The organism is Xenorhabdus sp. KK7.4, assembly GCF_963876465.1.
Lineage (GTDB): Bacteria > Pseudomonadota > Gammaproteobacteria > Enterobacterales > Enterobacteriaceae > Xenorhabdus > Xenorhabdus stockiae.
The window spans coordinates 1-2343 of sequence record NZ_CAWNQF010000139.1; the positions used below are offsets into that span (position 1 = coordinate 1).

2 protein-coding genes are annotated in these 2343 nt (G+C 47.4%); both read left to right on the forward strand.

The window, feature by feature from the left end; all coding sequences use genetic code 11:
- A partial coding sequence (locus AACS90_RS21715) for a hypothetical protein (RefSeq protein WP_241538341.1) occupies positions 1-290 on the forward strand: 290 nt, incomplete at its 5' end.
- A 2-nt stretch (positions 291-292) separates the two neighbouring features.
- Positions 293-2343 (forward strand): toprim domain-containing protein (locus AACS90_RS21720; protein ID WP_099123633.1); only part of this gene is annotated, 2051 nt, incomplete at its 3' end.

Consider the following 2343-nt stretch of genomic DNA (forward strand, 5'->3'; position numbering starts at 1 on the left):
TGATTGCATTGGCACACGGCATTCATCAGGAGGTTTATCGCGACCTATCGAAACATGCCCCACAGAATCCAGTGAATAAATTAGTTAATTGCATTGTATACAGAAAATCCGATCCGTTAGGTCAGGCTTCATTTCGTGCGGGATTATGTACCTCTTTATATGAGGTCATTCTTGAACAGGCAAGCCAACACTGTTCGGAAGAGTTACACGATTTGCTATCGCTGGCCTGTGATATTAATCAGGAAGTTTACTATTCGCTCTATGCAGCGGTTAATGGCGAGGACGAGTGATCATGAGTCAGGGAAATAATAATCAGAAAAGCCGCCCGTTAGATGTTATTCGAACAGTGAAAACATCAGCCATCAACCACTGGCAAAGCCTGTTGCCAGCCTGTGGCGTTGATGTTCCGGCAAAGGGGAAACATGGTGCTTGCCCGATATGTGGCGGCACTGACCGTTTTCATTTTATTGATGATAACCATAACGGTGATTGGCATTGCCGCCAGTGTGACGACCCCAATCACGGCGATGGGTTGGATTTGGTAGCGAGAACTCAAGGGATCACTATTTTTGCCGCCGCTAAGTTGGTAGCTGATGCACTGGCACTTCCTTTGCCTGAATCTAAGCCAGCTAAAGAGCAGCCCCGAACAGTAAAACCGATTGCAGAACGCATCGCGGCGCTGGTTGCAACTTCTGTGACGGGTGAATCTCAGTATCTGGTGAAAAAGGGGCTGCAATGCCCCAATCAGCGGTTATTGAAAGATGGCTCTTTATTGCTGGAGACTCAGGCACTGGACGGCACGATCACAGGCGGGCAAACCATCAAGCCTAATGGTGAAAAACGCCTTGTCTCAGGGACTCAGAAGAAAGGCAGTTTTATTCCTGTCTCAGAGATGACCGGAACACCAGATACTTTCATCATCACCGAAGGTTACGCCACAGCGTTAACGGTCAGCCAATTACATGAGGGAGTGGTATTGGCAGCCATTGATGAAAGCAATTTATTCACCATTGCCGAGCAGGTCAGAACACAGTGGCCTAACGCAAAAATTATCCTCGCCGCTGATAACGATTGGCACGAACCGGAAGAGCGGGACAAAAACGGCAGGTTAAAAAAGAACGTTGGCAAAATGGCAGCAGAAAAGGCCGCTATAGCGATTAATGGCTGGGTGGCATTACCGCCTACGGCATTGAAAGCTGACTGGGATGATTATCGCCAGCATCATGGCATTGAAGCAGCAAAGCAGGCATTTCATAACGGGCTATATCAGGTTGGGGAGAAAAAACTCATGGAAGCAGAAGCGGTGATTATCCACGAAACGAAGCCCAAAAAGGCCAATAACAATCTGGCTCAAATGGCCGCCAGTCAGCGCGGGGCACTGTTAGTTGAGCGTTACGGTAAAGTGGCGGTTAATCCTGATAGCGAAATAGTTTACCACTATAACGGTACAACATGGGAAACCGTGTCGGATAATGAGCTGCGCCGCGCAATGGTGGCAATTTTTGACCAGCACGAAACCCCTTACAGCCCAAACGGCATTAACAACGCAATTAGTGCGATGAAATTACAAATTCCTGTCATTGGTGAACAACGGCAAGATGTAATCGGGTTCAGTAATGGTGTGTATGATTTATCGGTACAGGCGTTTAAACCCCACGTCCCTGCGCATTGGCTCATGAACCATAACGGGATCGCATTCACTGAACCCGTAGCCGGGGAAAATATCCGACAACACGCCCCGCATTTCTATCAATGGCTGTCTCATGCGGCTGGAAATAATCATGAAAAAATGGCGCGTATCAATGCGGGCTTATTTATGATCCTGGCTAATCGTTATGACTGGCAGTTATTTATTGAAGTCACAGGTGAAGGCGGCAGCGGTAAAAGTGTGTTTACCTATATCGCCACTTTATTGGCAGGAGAGCACAATACTGCCAGTGGCAATATGAAGGCACTGGATGAAGCCAGAGGACGTTATCAGTTTGTCGGAAAAAGCCTGATTACGTTGCCCGATCAGGTTAAATATGTTGGCGAGGGCGCAGGTATCAAGGCAATCACAGGCGGCGACCTGATTGAAGTTGACGGAAAATATGAAAAACAGTTCTCCACCATTATTAAAGCTGTGGTATTAGCTACCAATAACGAACCGATGAGCTTTACCGAACGTAATGGTGGGATTGCACGGCGGCGGGTGATATTCCCGTTTAATATTCCGGTCAAAGAATCAGAAAAAGACCCGGAATTATCGGAGAAAATCAGTCGGGAACTGCCCGTGATTATCCGTCATTTATTAAACGAATTTGCCGACCAGAATAAGGCTAAAAAACTGCTACAGGCGCAACG